The 18970-nt window shown below is 63.8% G+C and carries 18 protein-coding genes; 10 read left to right on the forward strand and 8 right to left on the reverse strand.

What is annotated here, in order from left to right:
- Positions 1-676 precede the first annotated feature (676 nt).
- From ACVW16_RS35870 to pncA, 5 genes are all read right to left on the reverse strand, one after another.
- Complete coding sequence (locus ACVW16_RS35870; RefSeq protein WP_456703591.1) at positions 677-1003, reverse strand: hypothetical protein; 327 nt, start codon at positions 1001-1003, stop codon at positions 677-679.
- Between the two features lie 240 nt (positions 1004-1243).
- Positions 1244-3094 (reverse strand): dihydroxy-acid dehydratase, encoded by a 1851-nt coding sequence (gene ilvD / locus ACVW16_RS35875; RefSeq protein WP_456703592.1) that lies wholly within the window; start codon positions 3092-3094, stop codon positions 1244-1246.
- 598 nt (positions 3095-3692) lie between these two features.
- On the reverse strand, positions 3693-5726 hold the full coding sequence (locus ACVW16_RS35880; protein ID WP_456703593.1) for an NAD(+) synthase: 2034 nt from the start codon (positions 5724-5726) through the stop codon (positions 3693-3695).
- A 127-nt stretch (positions 5727-5853) separates the two neighbouring features.
- Positions 5854-6972, reverse strand: coding sequence for an alpha/beta fold hydrolase (locus ACVW16_RS35885; protein ID WP_456735148.1), 1119 nt, complete (start codon positions 6970-6972; stop codon positions 5854-5856).
- A gap of 13 nt (positions 6973-6985) precedes the next feature.
- Positions 6986-7624: a bifunctional nicotinamidase/pyrazinamidase gene (pncA, locus tag ACVW16_RS35890; RefSeq protein WP_456735149.1), complete on the reverse strand. Its 639-nt coding sequence runs from the start codon at positions 7622-7624 to the stop codon at positions 6986-6988.
- Positions 7625-7882: 258 nt separating this feature from the next.
- On the opposite strand from pncA, the gene glk reads away from it, so the two are divergent.
- From glk to ACVW16_RS35905, 3 genes are all read left to right on the forward strand, one after another.
- Entirely contained in the window at positions 7883-8851 is a 969-nt protein-coding gene (glk, locus tag ACVW16_RS35895; protein WP_456705283.1) for a glucokinase, read from the forward strand.
- 146 nt (positions 8852-8997) lie between these two features.
- Entirely contained in the window at positions 8998-9201 is a 204-nt protein-coding gene (locus ACVW16_RS35900) for a hypothetical protein (RefSeq protein ID WP_456735150.1), read from the forward strand.
- Between the two features lie 151 nt (positions 9202-9352).
- Positions 9353-9502, forward strand: coding sequence for a hypothetical protein (locus ACVW16_RS35905; protein WP_456741708.1), 150 nt, complete (start codon positions 9353-9355; stop codon positions 9500-9502).
- A gap of 101 nt (positions 9503-9603) precedes the next feature.
- Here the strand turns inward: ACVW16_RS35905 and ACVW16_RS35910 are convergent, their stop codons facing one another.
- The gene (locus ACVW16_RS35910) at positions 9604-9981 is read right to left on the reverse strand and encodes a response regulator (protein ID WP_456703598.1); all 378 of its coding nucleotides are present in this window, start codon (positions 9979-9981) and stop codon (positions 9604-9606) included.
- 111 nt (positions 9982-10092) lie between these two features.
- Positions 10093-10914 carry a Spy/CpxP family protein refolding chaperone gene (locus ACVW16_RS35915; protein WP_456735152.1) on the reverse strand — a complete coding sequence of 274 codons (822 nt, stop codon included), beginning with the start codon at positions 10912-10914 and terminating at the stop codon, positions 10093-10095.
- A 474-nt stretch (positions 10915-11388) separates the two neighbouring features.
- Here ACVW16_RS35915 and ACVW16_RS35920 point away from each other — a divergent pair, with 474 nt between their 5' ends.
- The 6 genes from ACVW16_RS35920 to ACVW16_RS35945 all read left to right on the forward strand — a co-directional run bounded on the left by ACVW16_RS35920 (position 11389) and on the right by ACVW16_RS35945 (position 17542).
- Positions 11389-12729 carry an ABC transporter substrate-binding protein gene (locus ACVW16_RS35920; RefSeq protein WP_092237175.1) on the forward strand — a complete coding sequence of 447 codons (1341 nt, stop codon included), beginning with the start codon at positions 11389-11391 and terminating at the stop codon, positions 12727-12729.
- Between the two features lie 140 nt (positions 12730-12869).
- Positions 12870-13808: a carbohydrate ABC transporter permease gene (locus tag ACVW16_RS35925; protein WP_456703600.1), complete on the forward strand. Its 939-nt coding sequence runs from the start codon at positions 12870-12872 to the stop codon at positions 13806-13808.
- On the forward strand, positions 13808-14713 hold the full coding sequence (locus tag ACVW16_RS35930; protein ID WP_456735153.1) for a carbohydrate ABC transporter permease: 906 nt from the start codon (positions 13808-13810) through the stop codon (positions 14711-14713). Before ACVW16_RS35925 ends, ACVW16_RS35930 begins: the two co-directional genes overlap by 1 nt.
- A gap of 20 nt (positions 14714-14733) precedes the next feature.
- Positions 14734-15834, forward strand: coding sequence for an ABC transporter ATP-binding protein (locus tag ACVW16_RS35935; protein ID WP_456703601.1), 1101 nt, complete (start codon positions 14734-14736; stop codon positions 15832-15834).
- 34 nt (positions 15835-15868) lie between these two features.
- Entirely contained in the window at positions 15869-16858 is a 990-nt protein-coding gene (locus tag ACVW16_RS35940; protein WP_456735154.1) for a hydroxyacid dehydrogenase, read from the forward strand.
- Between the two features lie 168 nt (positions 16859-17026).
- A complete protein-coding gene (locus tag ACVW16_RS35945) occupies positions 17027-17542 on the forward strand; it encodes a hypothetical protein (protein ID WP_456735155.1) in 516 nt (171 codons plus the stop codon).
- Here the strand turns inward: ACVW16_RS35945 and ACVW16_RS35950 are convergent, their stop codons facing one another.
- Positions 17543-18040 carry a DUF1993 domain-containing protein gene (locus ACVW16_RS35950; protein WP_456705284.1) on the reverse strand — a complete coding sequence of 166 codons (498 nt, stop codon included), beginning with the start codon at positions 18038-18040 and terminating at the stop codon, positions 17543-17545.
- 114 nt (positions 18041-18154) lie between these two features.
- Here ACVW16_RS35950 and ACVW16_RS35955 point away from each other — a divergent pair, with 114 nt between their 5' ends.
- Entirely contained in the window at positions 18155-18937 is a 783-nt protein-coding gene (locus ACVW16_RS35955) for a transporter substrate-binding domain-containing protein (RefSeq protein ID WP_456703604.1), read from the forward strand.
- Positions 18938-18970 lie beyond the last annotated feature (33 nt).

An 18970-nucleotide genomic window follows, 5' to 3' on the forward strand; every position in this document is an offset into this window, starting at 1 on the left:
AACGAGAAATCTGCGCGCTGGCAGTGCATTTTCACTCACCATAACCCCTTGACCCACTTCCCTGACGGTCTGGCGAGTAGACGGCGCGCATTTTCAGATTGCATCAATGTATGTGAATCCAACTTGGGAAAATTAGGCAAGGGAACTGTGCGAAAGCGAACGGAGCCGGCCTTCGATCTGCGTCTAGGCTGGTCCCTGCTTGGTGCAAGCTAGCCAAGCACCTCCAGCGGCCCCGGCCTCTACCTCAAAGCCCCCCACCGTGGCCGGGGCCGTCCTGCCTGTCATTCTGGTAGGCGATGATTGCAAGCCGTGCGTCCCCCCGGCTCGACGTCGGGCCGAACTCGGCGGCTCAACTGTCGCAGCCTCGCAGACGAGGCGTCGGTGATGCAAGGCAACGCGACGTTATGGATGTCCGTATCGGGCTCCGCCCTCACCTCACCCTGTCAGGCAAGCGTCAGGCTGGTGCTCTAGTTTCAAACTGCACTTGGGGCCAGTCATCGCAGCTGCCCCGTCAGCCATGCCTGATATCGGCGACACCGCCCAGGGTGTCGCTGGTGGCGAGGCCCGGTTGGATTCGCCTCCATTTCCGGGCCTCGTTTGGCTTCTCCGCAAAAGAAAACGCGGCGCCCCGAGGGACACCGCATGAAGTCTGTTTGTTGCGATCTGTTGCGTTGGCTCAGTAGCCGCAATGGCCGCAAGCAGGCTGCACCGGTGCGTAATAGGAATAACCCGGCGAGACCATCTCGGTGCGTTGGCGCGTGGCGTATTGCGGGGGGATGTGCTCGTACTGGACACCAGGGGGCGCCACCATCACGGTCTGCGGAACCATCACGGTGCGGTACTGCGCCGGCGTGCGGTGCGCGACCGTCGCACCTGGCGACACCATCACGGTCTCGTCGACGGTGCGGTATTGCGGAGCGACGTATTGCTGCTGATAGCAGGTCTGGCACGGCGGCGGCGGTGCGTAGCAATTGTAGCAGCCGGCGGAGGCAGCGCTCGTCATCGCAATCGCGGCGACGGCGGCAGAGAAAACGACAGCAAGAGTACGAGACATTGTGGTGGTGCCCCAATTGCCCGAAATGGATTTGCGAAGCTCGCCGCAGTATACGCCGCAAAATCCGGATCTGCCGAAGTTCGTCGGGGCATCCTTAATGCGAACGGCCGGCTTGCGCCGGCCGTTCAGGACTCGTTGACCATGCGACCCCGCGTGACCGCGAAACTCGCGATCGCGCGCGCCTCGGGTCTACTTGCTGCGACGCTTCACTTCGCGCACGGCACCGCGCGCAGCACTCGTGGTGAGCGCGGCGTAGGCCTGCAGCGCGGTGGAGACATTGCGCTTGCGCGCAGCCGGCTGCCAGGCGGCATCGCCCTTCGCCTCCTCCTCCGCGCGGCGATTGGCAAGCTCCTCATCGGAAACCTCGAGCGTGATGCTGCGGTTCGGGATGTCGATCGCGATGCGATCACCGGTGCGGACGAGGCCGATGTTGCCGCCTTCGGCGGCTTCCGGCGAGAGATGGCCGATCGACAGACCGGAGGAGCCGCCCGAGAAGCGTCCGTCGGTAACGAGCGCACAGGCTTTGCCGAGCCCCATCGATTTCAGATAGCTGGTCGGATACAGCATTTCCTGCATGCCGGGACCGCCGCGCGGGCCCTCGTAGATGATGACCACGACCTCGCCGGCGACGACCTTGCCGCCGAGGATGCCGTCCACCGCGGCGTCCTGGCTCTCGAACACGCGCGCGGGCCCGGAGAATTTCAGGATCGACGAGTCGACGCCCGCGGTCTTCACGATACAGCCGTCCTGCGCGAGGTTGCCGTAGAGCACGGCGAGGCCGCCGTCCTTGCTGAAGGCGTGCTCGAGATTGCGCACCACACCCTTCTCGCGATCGCTGTCGAGCTCGTCGTAACGGCGCTCCTGGCTGAACGCGACCTGCGTCGGGATGCCGCCCGGTGAGGCGCGATAGAAGGTTCTGATAGCCTCGCTCCTGGAGCGCTTGATGTCCCAGCGCTCCAACGCCTCGTTCATGGTCGGCGCGTGCACGGTCGAGACCGAAGTGTCGATCAGCCCGGCGCGATCGAGCTCGCCGAGAATGCCCATGATGCCACCGGCACGGTGCACGTCCTCGACATGGACATCGGCGACCGACGGCGCAACCTTGCAGAGCACGGGCACCCGACGCGATAGCCGGTCGATGTCCTGCATGGTGAACTTGACCTCGCCTTCATGCGCCGCCGCCAGAAGATGCAGCACGGTGTTGGTCGAGCCCCCCATCGCGATGTCGAGCGTCATCGCATTTTCGAACGCCTTGAAATTCGCGATGTTGCGCGGCAGCACGGATGCATCGTCCTGTTCGTAGTAGCGGCGGACGAGATCGACGATGGTGTGGCCGGCCTCGACGAACAGGCGCTTGCGGTCGGCGTGGGTGGCGACGACCGTGCCATTGCCTGGGAGCGCCAGGCCGAGTGCCTCGGTCAGGCAGTTCATCGAGTTGGCGGTGAACATGCCCGAGCACGAGCCGCAGGTCGGGCACGCCGAGCGCTCGATCACCTTGACGTCGTCGTCGCTGACCCTGGAGTCCGCCGCAGCGACCATGGCGTCGATCAGATCGACGGCCTTGGTCTTGCCAGCGAGCTTGACCTTGCCGGCTTCCATCGGGCCGCCCGAGACGAACACGGCGGGGATGTTGAGCCGCAGCGCCGCCATCAGCATGCCGGGCGTGATCTTGTCGCAATTGGAGATGCAGACGAGGCCGTCGGCGCAATGCGCGTTGGCCATGTACTCGACGCTGTCGGCAATCAGCTCGCGCGACGGCAGGCTGTAGAGCATGCCGTCATGGCCCATGGCGATGCCGTCATCGACAGCGATGGTGTTGAACTCTTTTGCCACGCCGCCGGCCTGCTCGATCTCGCGGGCGACGAGCTGGCCGAGGTCCTTGAGATGGACGTGGCCGGGCACGAACTGGGTGAAGGAGTTCACGACCGCAATGATCGGCTTGCCGAAATCGCCGTCCTTCATGCCCGTCGCGCGCCAGAGGCCGCGCGCGCCCGCCATGTTGCGGCCGTGGGTCGTGGTGCGGGAGCGATAGGCTGGCATGGCGGTTTCCGTCCTCGGGTTTGGCTGCCTGAGCGGGAAAATATGGAGCCGCCTCAGGCCGTTCGGCCGGATAGCGCACAGGCCCGGCGCGCGCAACGGGAACTTGTCGTCAACCGGCCGGGATCGGCCGATCGCAGGCCTCCCCTGCTCCCGACGCGGTCCCGTTGCTAACCCGAATGAAGCGCAGCGCGATCCGGGGCGCGCCGCTTTCGCTATCGCAGGATCGCGATAGCGAAAGCGGAGCGCGTGAAGCTGCAAGGCGCGATCTTCTCGCCGGGCCGAGCGCGCGCAGGCTCACGCATTCGCGCGCCGATCAAGCGCATTTTGGTCCGTAGTGCTCCGGAATGGAATCCTATCGAGACCTCGCGTACATCACGCTCATCGATCGGCGGCCACTTCCAAGGGCATCACCTCTGATCGCGCTACATGGGGTTGGGGGACCGCATGGGGCGGGGGTTGAAGGCTGGGGCAAGGTGACGAGGTCCGGACTCCTAGGCACTCCGGACCTCGGTACTTTCTACATCGCAACTTCGCGCCGCCGGCTTGATCAGCCGTGCGGCGCGAAGTCGTTTTGGGGCCGCCCCATCCGATATCGGGATTACTTCGGCACGTTCCGCTCGAGATCCTCGAGCCACGCCGCCGCGCTCGAATCCGAGGGCGCCCGCCAGTCCCCACGCGGCGACAACGAGCCGCCGGCCGAAACCTTTGGCCCGTTCGGCATCGCCGAGCGCTTGAACTGGCTGAAGGCGAAGAAGCGGCGCAAGAACACCTCAAGCCAGCGCCGGATTTCCGGGAGATCGTACGCCTTACGCTTGTCGGCTGGGAATGCCGGCGGCCATTCGCCCTTTGCGACGTCCTTCCAGGCCTGCAACGCCATGAAGGCGATCTTGGACGGCCGCAAGCCGAAGCGCAGCGTGTAGAACAGGTTGAAATCCTGCAGTTCGTAAGGCCCGACGGAGGCTTCCGTGCTCTGCGGCTTCTCGCCCGGCTTGACCGGAACCAGCTCCGGCGAGATTTCGGCCGACAGGATCGAGGCCAGCGTTCCGTTCACATCGCCGCTGAACTGTTTCGAGCCGATCACCCAGCGGATCAGATGCTGGATCAGCGTCTTCGGCACGCCGGCGTTGACGTTATAATGCGCCATCTGGTCGCCGACGCCGTAGGTGCACCAACCGAGCGCGAGCTCGGAGAGATCGCCGGTCCCGATGACGATGCCGCCGTGATGGTTGGCGAGCCGGAAGAGATAGTCCGTGCGCAGGCCCGCCTGAACGTTCTCGAAGGTGACATCGTAGACCTTGTCGCCCGAGCCGAAGGGATGGCCGATGTCCTTGAGCATCTGCGTGGCCGTGGTGCGGATGTCGAGTTCCTGCCAGGTCGTCTTGAGCGCCTGCATCAGCGCCAGCGCATTGGTCTTGCTCTCGCTGCCGGTGGCAAAGCCAGGCATGGTGTAGGCCAGAATGTTCTCGCGCGGCAGGCCGAGCAGGTCGACGGCCTTGGCGGCGACGATCAGCGCGTGCGTGGAGTCGAGACCGCCTGAGACCCCGATCACCACGCGCTTGGTGCCGGTGGCGCGCATGCGCTGCACGAGGCCCGCGACCTGGATATTATAGGCCTCGTAACAATCCTGCTCGAGCAGGCTCTCGTCGCTCGGCACGAACGGGAAGCGCTCGACCTTGCGCAGGAAGCCGATGTCGGCCGCCGGCGGATTCAGGGAGAACGTGATCTTGCGGTAGAAGCCCTCGCGCTGGCGGCGGTTGTCGTCGAACGTGCCCATCAGGGCGCGCTCCTGCCTGAGCAGGTCGAGATCGACGTCGGCCAACGTGATCTGGCCGTCCTGCCTGAAGCGCTCGCCCTCGGCCAGCAGCACGCCGTTCTCATAGATCGAGGTCTGGCCGTCCCAAGCGAGGTCGGTGGTGGATTCCCCTGCCCCCGCGGCGGAATAGACATAAGCCGCGAGGCAGCGCGCGGAGGTGGACTGACACAACAGCGCACGCGAGCGCGCCCGGCCGATCGTGATCGGGCTGCCCGAGAGGTTGATCAGCACGCTCGCGCCCGCCAGCGCAAGCTCGGAGGCCGGCGTCACCGGGATCCACATGTCCTCGCAGATCTCGACGCCGACGGTGAGGCCGGGAAAGTCCTCCGCCGCGAACAGCAAGTCGGTTCCGAAGGGTGCGTTCAGTCGGCCGAACGCGATCATCTCTCCCGCAATCCCGGCGCCGGAGGCGAAATGACGTCCCTCGTAGAATTCGCGATAGGTCGGCAGATAGCTCTTGGGCACGACGCCCAGAATGCTGCCGCGATGGATGACCACGGCGCAGTTGTAGATGCGATGGCCGAAGCGCAGCGGCGCACCGACGATCAGCACGGTCATCAGTGGCGCGGAGGCCTCGACGATCGATGCCAATCCGCGCTCGACCGCATCGAGCAGCGGATCCTGCTTGACGAGGTCCTCGATGGCATAGCCTGAGAGGCACAGCTCGGGAAACACCGATACAGCAACCGATCGCGCGTCGCAGGTTTTTGCTGCCGCGATCACTGCCTTCGCATTGGCCGAGGGATCGGCCACATGGGAGGTGGTGACGCAGGCTGCCACCCGCGCAAATCCGTGGGCGTAGATCGAGTGGAAGCTCATCGCGCAAAGGACCCTTGACCTTGTCGGACCGGCCGCCGCCGGCTCCAGCCTCTATGTAGCCCATCGACGGGGTCCCGTGCAGGCCATCGGCCATCATGCATAACGGGCTTGCAAGCCACGCCTGATGTCAGGCGCTGCGCGCCAGCGCGCTGGAGAGGTCGTTGTGCAGCCATTCGGCGATCCGGGGCCAGGCATAGGCGTGCGTCCGCGCGCCCATGAACAGGCCGAGATGGTTGCTGGGCTCCGAAGCCGCGGCAATGAAAGCCGGTGGCGTGCCCACGAGTTTGACCGTGGCGAGCGCCTGCGCGGGCGGCACGACATCGTCGTCCAGTCCGGCCAGTAGGAAAATGGGCGCCTTGATGTCGCTCAGGTCGATCGCATGGCCTAGCGCCGTGAAACGCCCCGATGCGATGCGGTTCTCGCGGAAGATCCAGTTGACGATCTGGAGGTAATAGGTCCCCGGCAGATTGAGCGTCTCGGCGTTCCAGCGATCGAAGCGCGCCAGCAGGGCCGCGCCCTCCTCGTCCGAGAGGTCTTGCTGCAAGGCCGCCGCGATGTCGTCGCGCTCAGGCGTCTTCGACCAGACGTGCAGCATCTCGTCGCCGCTGACATTGCCGCCGCCGCGCGCGACGAGCTGATCATAGACCATCTCCGGCGCGTTGCGGGCGAGTTGCGACAGCCTGGACTTGACGGAGAGATCGACCGGCGCGCCTGCCAGCACCAGCCGCCGCACCTTGGCGGGGAAGCGCGCCGCATAGAGCAGCGACAGCCAGCCGCCCTGGCACAGTCCGATCAGATCAACGGGCGCGCCGATCTCGTCGATGGCGATGTTGAGATCCGACAGATAGCTGTCGATCGAGAGATAGCGCATGTCAGGGGTGGCCGAGCGCCAGTCGGTGAGATAGACGCGATCGATGCCGCCCTGTTGCAGCGATTGCACCACGCTGTGGCCGGGCGCAAAATCGGCGATCAGCGCCCGATGCAGCGCGTAAGGCGCGCAAACCAGGACTGGCTGGCCGGATCGCGCCCGCGCGCAATCGCGCAGCCGCATGGTGGCAAGCTCCAGCGCCACCTTGCCCGGCGTGGTCCAGGGCAGCTCGCTCTCGCCTTGCTCCACTGAGCCGCGCTCCAGCCACCAGAAGCAGGCGTCCATGGCCAGCCGTGCCGCCGCAAACGGCCACAGCACGGGGTCGCCCTGGACTTGGTCCGATCCGCCGGGCTGCCGGCCGGTTTTCTCCACCGCCATCACGCCGTGATCCTCACAGGAATGCCTCCAGGCTGACGACGGAAATGCCGAGTTGCTTGAAACTGCGATGGGTCGCCGCAACCGAGCCATCGAGATCGATGCCGCGGCAGGCATCCTCGATGACGGCAACCTCGAACCCCGCCTTGCGCGCATCCTCGGCGGAAAAGCGCACGCAGAAATCCAGCGCAAGACCGGCGACGAAGACGGCCCCCAGCTCGCGCTCGCGCAGATAGCCGAGCAGGCCGGTCGGCGTCCTCTTGTCGTTCTCAAGCAGCGCGGAATAGGAATCGATCCCGCGGCGAAAGCCCTTGCGCACCACCAGGTTGGCGCTGGTGACATCGAGATCCCGATGGAATTGGGCGCCCGCCGTACCCTGCACGCAATGCGCCGGCCACAGCACCTGGGTGCCGTAGTCGAGCTCGATGGTCTGAAACGGCTGCTTGCCCTGATAGTTCGGCGCGAACGAGACATGGTCGGCGGGATGCCAGTCCTGCGTCAGCACGACGTTGGCGAATTTTTGGGCAATGCGGTTGATGGCGGGCACCACCTTCTCGCCGCCGGGGACCGCCAGCGCCCCGCCCGTGCAGAAATCGTTCTGCACGTCGATCACCAGCAGCACGTCGCGATCGGATATCTTCATCGCTGGCCTCATTTGGTCCGCCCGGCGCAATGGGCGCCGGCCGTTCTCGTCAATGTCGATCTTCCCGCGCTGCTTCGCAACCGCTGCCATCCCTGCAACGATGTCCGGGCGCGGCCGGGCACTCGGCCCCCGGGTGCAACGCTTTGGCGCGGTCCGTGTTACTAATTGTACCCCAGCGCGGATTCTCTGGTATCCGCGACATCAGGATTGGATCGAAGGACGGGAGGAGAAAGGTTCCGCGGCTTGCACGGCCACGGCAGCCTGATGGTCATGAGTTTCGGCAAGGCAGGAAACATTCTTCTCGCCGATATCGGCGGCACCAATGCGCGCTTCGCGCTGAGCAATGGCGAGCAGATCGGATCGATCGACTATGTGAAAGTCGCCGACCATCCGACGGTTCGCGAGGCCATCAGCGACGTGCTCCGGCGGGCCGACAGCGACAGGCCGGTCCGGGCGGTGCTTGCCGTGGCCGGTCCCGTGACCAATAACCGCTGCGTCATGACCAACAGCCCCTGGGTCATCGACGGCAACGAGCTCCAGCCGGCGCTCGGCTTCGACAGCGTCCATGTGCTCAACGATTTCGAGGTGGTGGCCTGGTCGCTGCCCGCTCTTCAGCCGGCCGACCTGATCCCGCTCGGCGGACAGGATGGCATGTCCGGGGAGCCGCTGCTGGTGGTCGGGCCCGGGACCGGTTTCGGCGTCTCCTGCCTGGTCGAGCGCCACGGCTCCCGGCTCGCCGTGGTCACGGAAGCCGGTCACGCGACCCTGCCGGCCGAGAATGAGCGCGAGGAGCGGGTCATCGCCGCCATGCGCCGGCGCTTCGGCCATGTCTCGATCGAGCGCGGCGCCCTCTCCGGCTCCGGGCTGCAATCCCTCTATGAGGCCATGGCCGAGATCGATGAAGCCCAGGTTCCGCAACGCGATGCGGCTGGCATCACCAGGGCGGCGCTGGACGGGAGTTGCGCGCTCAGCCGCGCGACGCTCGAGATGTTTTGCGCCATCCTCGGCTCCGTGGCCGGCAACCTCGCGGTGACCTTTGGCTCCAGGGGCGGCGTCTACATCGCCGGCGGGATAGCGCCGCGCTTTCCGGAGTTCCTCGCGGCCTCCGCCTTCCGCGCGCGGTTCGAGGCCAAGGGGCGGTTCCAGGACTATCTCCGCAACATCCCGACGCGCCTCGTCATGAAGACCGATGCCAGCTTTATCGGCCTGAAGATGTTCGCCGATCACAATCTGGATTGAGCTGAGCCCGCCTCAACTTCCTGCCGGTCTCGCAATTCACAGCTGGTTGCACTCAAACTGCGGTTCGGCGCGAGATTGCGCTTGCCCCTCAGTTTCCGATGGGAAACAATTCTCGCTGATGTGGCGCAGGTATGCGGGGGCGTGACATGCGTAAGCAGGATGCGGGCTTCGACTATCACCGATATCACCGGCTGCTGACCGAGGCTGACGATGACGACAAGCGGATGGCGCTGATCGAGCTGTTGATCGGGGAGAAGGCCCGGGACCGGTTGGCCGCGCAGCGCGCATCGGACCGCGCCGCCATGACGGCCCATACCATTGCAAGGGTGCTCAAGGCTGGCCGCAACTAACGCTTGCACGGCCCGGCCTCGGTGGCGAGACGTCGGCAATCGATGGCGATTCCGTTAAGGATCCCTGGCAATCCTGCGTCAAACTTTTTGCTCTAAGAATCCCTCACCTGATGCAGTTTCAGGATCAACAAAGGGGGGAATGAACATGAGCATGATTTCGCTCGCCGAAATGCCGGCTGCCGTCCAGACCCGGTCGACCGATCATTCTTTTAAATCCATTGCCACCTTCTGCTGCCTGGGCCTCATTGCCTCGTTCAGCCTGATCGCACACGGCGTCGATCTCACCGCCGGCCTGATGTGAAACACTGACGGATCCTCCGTCGCAAGATGGCCGTCCCTTCCGGGCGGCCATGTTCGTTCACGCCGCCTCCATCATCGAATAGGTCGGAGCGACGCCGTCGATCAGTGCGGAATTTTGGCCGCCGCATCGGGAAACAGCGAGTCGATCATGATCTTGAGCTGGTCCATCGCGATCGGCTTGCGCAGGATCGGCCTGCGCCGCAGCAGCGACGGCAGCAATTCCGGCCCATAGCCGGTGGCGAACAGGAACGGCTTGCCGCGCCGCTCGATCAGATCGGCAACGGGATCGACGTAAACCCCCATCAGATTGATATCGAGAATGGCGAAGTCGTACTGCGCGGTCATCGCGAAGGCGCTCGCATCTCGTACATTGTCCGCTTCCGCGACGACATGGTGGCCGAGTTCCACCACCATGTCGGCGATCATCATCCGGATCAACGCCTCGTCTTCGACCAGGAAAACGGAGAGTCCGTCCGCCATATCAACCTCGCAGCCACCTTGCGAAGGTAACCATATCCCAAATGCAGGAAGGGTTCACGAATTCGTGGCGCGCGCCGTTAATTTCGGCGCGCGCAATCCGATCCAACTTGATCAATCCAGCCCGCGCTCATGGCTGAGGCGAACCATCTCCTGGATGAATACCTCCTTTTGCTTGTCATCGAGGCTCGAATACAGTGGTTCGGCGGCGTCGGCGACGTTGCGCTGGTCGGCGGCACGGTCGATCAGGAATTGCGCCTCATTGCGCATCTGCTCGATGATGTCATCGGGCGGATCCCGCTTGGCCCGCTCAACGCGCAGGTTGAGCCGCTCTGCGCCGTTGTGCCCGAGATAATGCATGGCGCTGGAGAAGCCGAACCAGTGCTTCTCCTGATCCGGTGTGAGGTTCAGTTCAGACTTGATCCGCTCGATGTAGGAGTCGCTGTTGGCGACAATCTGCTCTGCGGTCAGTTGCGGCGCAGCGGTCTGGGTCAGGACCGTGACATCCTTGTCCTTGGCAGTATCAGCAGGCGCATTCTTGGCCTCCTTGCTGGCTTTGGCTCCCTTGGCGGCCTTTGCCGTCTTGGCATCCTTGTCCTTGTCCTTGGCCGGGCCGGCCTGCTTGGCGTCTTTCGCATCCTTGGACGCGTCCTTGTTGGCGTCCTTGTTCGAGTCCTTGGCAGCCGGCTGCTGGCCGTTATTATTGCCGACGCCGAGCACACCGGTGAAGACACCGACGACGCCGCCAATCGCGCCGCCGAGCACGCCACCGACAGGGCCGGCAGCCTTGTTGCCCGCCGCAGCCCCGTCCTGGACGCCCTTGACCAAACCTTGTGCATCCGCAACCGCGACCGCGCCAATCAGCGCAGTCAGGACGGACCCGAGCGCGAGCCAGTGTCGCAGGCCAAGCCGCCTGGGCGGCGCCGGGGTGATCATATCGGTCTCCATGTCGATCTGTGTGCCTACTTGCGAAAGGCAGGCCTCCTGCCGGTTGCAACTCTACCGTTTTCGCCACGTCGAGGTCTAGGCGCGGACAACGCTGTCCCCGTTTGAAAGCTGTTCTCGGGCGAAGCGGTGATGCAGGCTCATTCGGAACTGCGGCGTAATTCCGCATGGATTGCTCGCGTCGAGGGCGCGATGTGTGCGTCGCAATAAGAGCAACCAAATCTCATCGCTGCGCGCGCTGCCGCCTCTGCATACACAACGTTAGTTCTAGATAGCGCGGCATCAGGCTTTCTCGACAGAGACAAGCAATCATGATCTGATCGCGCTACCAATTTGCTGCGTCTCCTGCGTTATTTGCCGCTGGGACGACGGCCAACAAGAAACGTCCGACAACAATCAAAAACAAACTCGGGAAATTCAGAGGAAGCGACAGAATAATAAAACAAACCAGGACGAGGAAACGAGATGTCACGAAAGACACTGACGCGACGCCAATTTGTAGCGGCCACTGCAATGTCCTCCACGGCGCTGATCGCGGCGCCCTATGTCCGAGGCGCTTACGCCGCCGGCAAGCTCTCGATCGGCTTCTGGGACCACTGGGTGCCCGGCGCCAATGACGCCTCCACCGCGCTGGTCAAGGAATGGGCCGACAAGGAGAAGGTCGAGGTCTCGATCGACTACATCACCAGCAACAACAAGAAGATCGAGCTGACCGCCGCCGCCGAAGCGCAGGCGAAATCCGGTCATGACATCCTGCAGATGCCGAGCTGGTGGCCGCACGCCTATTCCGAGAATCTCGAGCCGCTCAACGACGTGATGGAGCCGCTCATCAAGCAGAATGGCGAGGTCAACGGCACCGTCAAATATCTGGCGCAGTCGGGCGGCAAATGGCTCGCCGTGCCTGCGACGCCGGGAAGCCAGATCAAGGGCCCCTGCTCCCGCATCGATCTCATGAAGAAGCATGCGGGGATCGACGTGCAGGAGATGTATCCGGTCGGCAGCCCGCCAAAAGACGACAACTGGAACATGGAGACGTTCCTGAAAGCGGCGGAAGCCTGTCAGAAGGCCGGCTTCCCGTTCGGCATCGGACTGGGTGAGACCACCGACAGCGTCGACACGGCGGGTGCGATCTTCCAATCGTTCGGCGCCGAGCTCGTCAACGCCAAGGGCGACGTCACCGTCAAGACCGACGAGGTGCGTCAGGCCCTCGAATACTACAAGAAACTGATCGCCGTGCTGCCGGCGGACGCCCCGTCATGGGACGACGCCTCCAACAATAAATGGCTGATCTCGGGCCGCGGCGCGATGATCCTGAACCCGCCGAGCGCCTGGGCGGTGGCCAAGCGCGATGCCCCCCAGGTCGCCGAACAGTGCTGGACGCATGGCATGCCCGCTGGCCCGAAGGGCCGTTTCGCGCCGTTCCTGCCCTATTTCTGGGGAGTCTGGAGCTTCGGCAAGAACAAGGAGGCGGCCAAGAGCCTGCTCGTCCATCTGTCGTCGCCTGCGGCGATCGAAAAATTCGTGGTGGCCAGCGGCGGGTATGATCTCCCTGCTTACGCCAACATGACGAAGTTCAAGACCTGGGCCGAGGAAGGGCCGCCGAAAGGCACACTGTTCAGCTATCCGGATCCCTATCATCGTCAGACCCTGTCGATTGCCGCCTCGCCGGCGCCGCCGAAGATCGCCCAGCAGATCTACTTCCAGGCCACGCTGACCAAGATGGCGCTGCGCTTTGCGCAGGGCGAGAAGCTGGAAACGGCGCTCGCCTGGGCCGAGGACGAGTGCGAGGGCTTTATGCGAACCTGAGCCTGTCCTGTGCCATGGCGGTTCACGCTTTCGGGCGTGAGCCGCCGGGGACGGGCGCGCTCACTCCCGCATGCCAACGAAGCCGACCGGTTTGCCGGCTTCGCAGTTGAATCGTCCGTTTGCGCTGGAGAGTCTGATCCATGGCCGATGTCATCGTTGAGCAAGGTCGCCTCGCCGGTTCCGCTCGCTCCCGAAAAGGTACGAGCCTGCGCAATCTGCTTGGCCGGAAATCGACCATGGCGTTCCTGCTGACGCTGCCGCTGATCCTCCTGATCGCGCTGCTCGTGCTCTATCCCGCGTTCTATTCGCTCTATCTGGCGACGCTGAACAAGGCGATGACCAAATTCGTCGGCCTCGGCAATTTCACCTTCCTGTTCAAGCGCGAAACGTTCTGGATGGTGGTGAAACAATCCTGCATCTTCGCGATCACCGCCGTGGTCTTCAAGGCGCTGATCGGCTTCATCGTCGCGCATTTCGTCCACAACATTCCCGGCAAGAAGCAGCGCAAATGGCGCGGCATGCTGCTGGTGCCCTGGGTCATTCCGCCGGCGATGAGCACGCTGGCCTGGCTGTGGCTGTTCGACCCCTCCTACAGCGCCTTCAACTACACGCTCTCGTTCTTCGGTGTCGGCCCGATCCCCTGGCTCGGGGAGACCTTCTGGGCGCGCTTCTCCGTCATCCTCGTCAACGTCTGGTACGGCGCGCCGTTCTTCCTGATCATGTACCTGGCCGCGCTCAAATCGGTCCCCGACCAGCTTTACGAGGCCGCCGCGATCGACGGCGCCAACTGGTGGCAGAAGATCTGGTACGTCACGCTGCCGATGATGCGCAACATCATCGCCATCACGACGCTGTTCTCCCTGATCGTGACCTTCGCCAATTTCGACATCGTGCGCATCCTGACCTCGGGCGGCCCGCTGGATACGACGCATCTGTTCGCCACCTGGGCGTTCCAGGTCGGCATCCAGAGCAGCGACATTCCGCTCGGCGCCTGCGTCTCGCTGTTCATGGTGCCGATCCTCGCCGTCGCGGCGATCTTCATCCTGCGCGACGTCAGCAAACGTGGGAACGAAGCCTGATGAGCACGCTGGCGATCGACAAGGCCGGACCAACCCGCAAGCTCGGCAGCATGAGCCGGGACCGCGCCTGGGCGCTGCGCTGGTCCTATTTCTTCCTGGTGCTGTTTGCGATCTTCTTCCTGACGCCGCCGGTCTACATGGTGATCACCTCGCTGAAGAGCAGCGCGGAGATTTCGGCGGCGACCAATCCGTGGTGGGTGTTTCATCCCACCCTGTCGAACTATGTCGAGCTATTGACCTCAAACCAGTTTCTGCGCTTCTTCTGGAACTCGTCGATCATCTCGATCGTGGTCGTCTTCGTGACGATGCTGATCAGCATCCCCGCGGCCTTTGCATTGGCCCGGATGAAGTTCTGGGGCTCGGCGACGCTCGCGACAGGCGTCTTCCTCACCTATTTGATCCCGGACAGCCTGCTGTTCATTCCGCTGTTCAAGATGCTGGCGGTGATCCAGGACTTCACGGGCATTACGCTGCTGAACCGGTGGTACGTGCTGGTTTTCATCTATCCGACCCTGACCGTGCCGTTCTGCACCTGGATCATGATCGGCTATTTCGCCTCGATCCCGAAAGAGCTCGACGAGGCCGCGATCATCGACGGTGCTTCCTGGCTGCAGACCCTGTTGCGGATCTTCATTCCGGTGGCGCTGCCCGGCCTCATCGCGGCGACGATCTTCGCCTTCACCGTGTCCTGGGCCCAGTTCCTCTATCCGCTCGTGTTCACGACATCGGTCGACCAGCTGGTGCTGCCGGTCGGCATCACCACGACGCTGATCAAGGGCGACGTCTTCAACTGGGGGCAGATCATGACCGGCGCGCTGCTCGGCGCGGCGCCGCCACTGATCATCTACGCCTTCCTGATGGACTACTACATAGCCGGCCTGACCGCCGGCGCGACGAAGGGCTGAAATCGAGGGGTTGAAGTGCAATGGCCGACGTTTCCCTGCGTAAGGTGATCAAGCGTTATGACGATGTCGAAGCGGTGCGCGGCATCGATCTCGATATCGCGGACCATGAGTTCATCGTGCTGGTCGGCCCCTCCGGCTGCGGCAAGTCCACCACGCTGCGCATGATCGCGGGCCTCGAGGACATCAGCGACGGCGACATCATGATCGGCGGCGACGTCGTCAACGACGTGCCGCCGAAGGATCGCGACATCGCCATGGTGTTCCAGAATTACGCGCTCTACCCCCACATGACGGTCGCCGAGAACATGTCGTTCGGGCTGCGGCTGAAGCACTATCCCAAGGCCGAGATCAAGGCGCGGGTGACGGAAGCTGCCCGCCTGCTCGACATCACCGACCTGATCGACCGCAAGCCGAAGCAGCTCTCCGGCGGCCAGCGACAGCGCGTCGCAATGGGGCGCGCCATCGTGCGTAATCCAAAGGTCTTCCTGTTCGACGAGCCGCTGTCCAATCTCGACGCCAAGCTGCGCGTGCAGATGCGGATCGAGATCAAGAAAGTGCACCAGAAGGTCCGCACCACGACCGTCTACGTCACGCACGATCAGGTCGAGGCGATGACCCTGGCCGACCGCGTGGTGGTGATGAACAAGGGGCGGATCGAGCAGATCGGCACGCCCAACGAGCTCTACCACAAGCCGGCCACGCGCTTCGTCGCAGGCTTCATCGGCTCGCCCGCCATGAACTTCATCCCGTGCCGGCTGGAAGATGCCGCCGGCACGCTCCGGATCCGCCTGACCGACCGCATTGCCTTTGCGCTGCCGCCGGCCCGCGCCGCGCGTTACAACACGCTGCCACGCACCGACAAGCTGCTGCTCGGCATCCGCCCCGAGCATCTCACCGAGGCGCGCGCGCATCTGGATCCCGGCGTCGAGACCTTCGACACCGTGCTCGACGTCACCGAGCCGATGGGAATGGAGACGCTGGTGTATTTCGGGCTCGACGGCACGCCGGTCTGCGGCCGCGTCAATCCCGGTGCCGGCGCCAAGGACGGGGCACCCATGCGTTTGGCGATGGACCTCAACAACATGCACCTGCTAAACGAGGAGACCGGCGTCGTGCTGTGACGCCGGCTCGAGAAACGCGAGCAGGCGGGGAGCGATGGCGACCAACAAGAAGAAGATTTTCGTTACACAGACTTTGTCGCAAGGGGCACGCGCCCTCCTCACCCAGCGGGACGATATCGAGCTCGTCGAATTTCCGAACCTGATCTCCGCCGCGGATTTCGAGGCTCTGCTGAAGAGCCATGCGCCGGTTCATGGCGTCGCGCTCGGCGCCACCGCCTTCGGGGAGACCGAGCTCGAAGCGGCCAAGGACATGAAGGTGGTGACCCGCATCGGCGTCGGCTACGACGCCGTCGACGTATCAGCCCTGTCGCGTCGCAAGGTGCCGCTGATGGTGGCCGGCAGCGCGAACTCGCCGTCGGTCGCGGAAGCGGCGCTGTTCATGATGCTGACCTTGGCCAAGCGCGCCAACGAGTTGCACGCATGCGTCAAGGACGGCAAATGGGCTGGCCGCCTCGCCATGCTGCCGTTCGATCTCTACGGCAAGACGGTCCTCATCATCGGCTTCGGCCGCATCGGCACCCGCACCGCCAAACGCTGCCAGGCGATGGAAATGAACGTGCAGGTCTACGATCCCTACAAGGGAGCCGCCGACATCAAGGCTGCCGGTTGCGAGCCGGTCACCGATCTCGACGCGGCGCTCTCCAACGCCGACTTCGTCACAATCCACTGCCCTAAGACGCCTGAGACCGTCGGGCTGTTCGACGCTGACAGGATCGGCCGGATGAAGCCGAGATCCTATCTCATCAACACCGCGCGGGGCGGCATCGTGAAGGAAGCCGCGCTGTACGACGCACTCGTCTCCGGCAAGCTCGCCGGCGCCGGCATCGACGTGTTCGAGGTTGAACCGCCGCCCGTCAGCAATCCGCTGTTCGCCCTGCCCAACGTCATCATCGCCCCGCATGTTGCCGGGGTCACGGTCGAGGCCGTGAGCCGCATGAGCGAGCAGACCGCGCGCAACATCCTGAGTGTGCTGGACGGCGACCCCATCAGGCAGAACGTCATCAATCAGGACGTGCTCAGTTGAATTGAATCCGAAAGGCGGCCGATTTGCCCGCCTTCGGATGGCCAGAATGCGTCCCATTTTGGTGCAGATGAGGCCCCAACTCAGCCTTAATCGAACCCGCGTAATGTATCCGGCCGCGGCGGCAGTGGGACGGAGTTTGCCGGCCGCGTCGAGCTGGAGGATGGACCCTTGTCAGAGATCGACCCGACTGACCACGCGCTGGCGACCATCGCCAGCATTTTGGAGCACCCCGAGTCGACCCTGGTCGTCCGCGAAACCGAGACCATCCGCGAGACGGAGATCGTCGTCGTCGGTGAGCACGCGGCCGTTGAAGACCATCCTATGGTCGACGAGCATCCCATGGTCGACGAGCATCCTATGGTGGACGAGCATCCCATGGTCGAGGAGCAGCCGCTGGTCCCCGACCACACCGACGCGGACGGCTACAGCAAGGTCGGCCCCGGCCCCATGGTGGCGATCCGGCTGAAATGGACGGTTCATCGCGGCGACGATGGCCAGTATTACGTTCACGAGACCATCGGCGAACAGTCCACTCCCGTGATCAGCGGCCCGATGTCGAGCGAAGCCGCTGTGCGTTTCGTCGACGAGCACGAGGACGAAGCGCATCGGCGGTTCGAAGCTCTGCGCAGCGAGATCGCCGGCCGCAGCTCGCTCGCCGATTACGAGCGCAAGGGCGAGGCGTAATTACTTCCGGCCCAGGAAATCCTTCTTCACGAGTTCGACGCCCGCGTGCCGCAGCAGGTCGTACGCGGTCGTGACGTGAAAGAAGAACTGCGGGACGCTGTTGGTCAGCAGCAGCGTCCGCCCGGTGAAGGGCAGCTCGGTTCCGTTCTTCAGCTTGAAGAAAACCTTCAACTCCGCGGCCGCATCGATCTCGGCGCGCGGCAGGCTTTCAATGAATTCGATTGAGGTTGCAATCCGCGCCTGAAGCCCGGCCATGTCGTGCTCGAGCGGCGGCAGCGCGACCGGTTCGCACTGCGCCAGCAAGGCCGGAGCCACCGTGGCATGACGGCAGGCTTCGCCGACCTGCTGCGCCAGATCGTACATGTTCGGCGCCAGCCGCATCCCGAGCAGGACCGCCGGATTGAACTTGCGGGTTTCGGCATAGGCAACGCCCTTGTCCAGCAGGACAGACAGGTTGCGCAGGTAAGGCACGAAGAGGCCGACCGAGGCCTCATACATCGAGATCGCCACGCCAAAATCCTTTCAGTTCCGCCTCGCCAGAAACTTGCATCTGGTCTAAATCCACGTCTGAAGAAGCTGTACAATGACAGCTCGGGCATGGGTGGAAAAGAGATGATCGTTCGAATCTTCGCAACGTTGGCCGTTGCGCTCCTGGCAAACGTCTCGGCTTACGCGCAGCAGCCGGCCTCCTCGCGCCTCGACGAGATCATCAAGCGCGGCACGTTGCGCGTCGGCATGACCGGCGACTACAAGCCCTTCACCTATCTGGACAAGGCCACCCAGCAGTTCTCCGGCTTCGACGTCGACATGGCAGAGGCGCTGGGCAAGGCGCTCGGCGTCAAGGTCGAATTCGTGCCCACGGCCTGGCCGAAGCTGATGAAGGATTTCGAGGCCGACCAGTTCGACATCGCGATGGGCGGCATCTCGGTGACGCTCGACCGCCAGAAGAAGGGCTACTTCACAGTGCCGATCATGCGCGAGGGAAAGACGCCGATCGCGCGCTGCGCCGACACCGCCAAGTACCAGACGCTCGCCGACATCGACAAGAAGGGCACCCGAATCATCGTCAATCCCGGCGGCACCAATGAGCGTTTCGCGCGCGCCAACGTCAAAGACGCCGACATTACCGTGTTCCCCGACAATACAGCGATCTTTGATGAGATCGCCAAGGGCAATGCCGACCTGATGATGACGGATGCCTCCGAGACCCGCTATCAGCAGAAGCAGCATCAAGGCGTGCTCTGCGCCGTGCATCCCGACAAGCCGTTCGACTTCTCCGAGAAAGCTTACTGGCTCCAGCGCGACGTGGCACTGAAGGCCTTCGTCGACGAGTGGCTGCACATCTCCATGGAGGACGGCAGCTACAAGAAGATCTATGCCGCCTGGTTCGACTAAGCCGCGTCATGATGTGGCTTGCCCCGGCCACTC

Source organism: Bradyrhizobium sp. USDA 4474, from assembly GCF_054057515.1.